At 37.0% G+C, this 937-nt stretch carries 2 protein-coding genes; both read left to right on the top strand.

Annotation, left to right across the window (positions count from 1 at the left end):
* Positions 1 to 393, top strand: a 393-nt coding sequence (locus PL9631_RS03440; RefSeq protein WP_083616981.1) for a DUF1257 domain-containing protein, incomplete at its 5' end; no start/stop codon positions are given.
* Positions 394 to 539: 146 nt separating this feature from the next.
* Positions 540 to 937: hypothetical protein (locus tag PL9631_RS03435; protein WP_156090442.1), on the top strand; the 398-nt coding region annotated here is incomplete at its 3' end.

Below are 937 nucleotides of genomic sequence, written 5' to 3'. Positions count from 1 at the left end.
CATCTAACAACTATCAAAACCTCAATCAAAGACCGCTTTATCCTTAAACAAGTTCTCAACAAATTAATTGAATCTCAACTTGATATTCTAACAGGAGCAACTCTCGAAACCAATAGCGTTATTGAAGATTATTATGGCAATAGCATAATAGCAGACTTTGTTATTCGACGACCCCGCCATAATTATGATTTAGGATTTAAGCTCAATTCTCAAGGGGAATATGAATTTATTTCAGATAATGATGCTTGGGGTAAAACAAAGTTTATGGAGGCTTTATTACCAATGTACGCAAGGGAAAACACAATTTATCAGCTACTAGCCCAGGGATTTGAAATTGAATCCCAAACCGAGAATGATGGGACTATTAAGATTGTGGCGGGTAAATGGGGCTAGAACCAATAATATTAAGGAAAGTAGAATTAAAAGTCTTCAGGATTCTGAGGGCTTTTTTTATTTCCTAATTGCTTTGTGAGATTTTAACATTGTCAAAAAAAAGATATTGTAGTACGATAGAAGTACAGTTGTTATTTTGAATTAAAATGGTTTCACAAATCACAGCAAAACTAGCAGTTTCCACTCTAAAAAATACGGTCAAAGACTTCAACTATTGGGGCGAGTCCGAATCAGATAGTCCCCTGGCAATCAAGCGAACCAAATCAGTTTTAGATGATAAAAAAGTTCTAAGTTTGGATGCTACAGCCCGGAAAAAAGCTGTTGGGGTAACGGGATATAAACCTCCTGAGCGAACCGTCCGAGTGATGGATTTGACCGAAACTTTTTCTCCATTAATTGTTGAAAGTTTGACCGGAGTACAGGGTGTTGCTGAAGCTATTGCAGCCGGAAGTATTCCCTTGGAGAATCTGGAAGGAGTAACAGAAATGCTGGAATATAATGTCCAACTTTATAGTTTGTTTAAGTTGTTAGAGAATCCGCGAGT

Source organism: Planktothrix paucivesiculata PCC 9631, assembly GCF_900009265.2.
In the GTDB taxonomy this organism is placed as follows: domain Bacteria; phylum Cyanobacteriota; class Cyanobacteriia; order Cyanobacteriales; family Microcoleaceae; genus Planktothrix; species Planktothrix paucivesiculata.
Note: the sequence above shows the minus strand (reverse complement) of the source record. Positions and strands in the feature narration are given on the sequence as shown.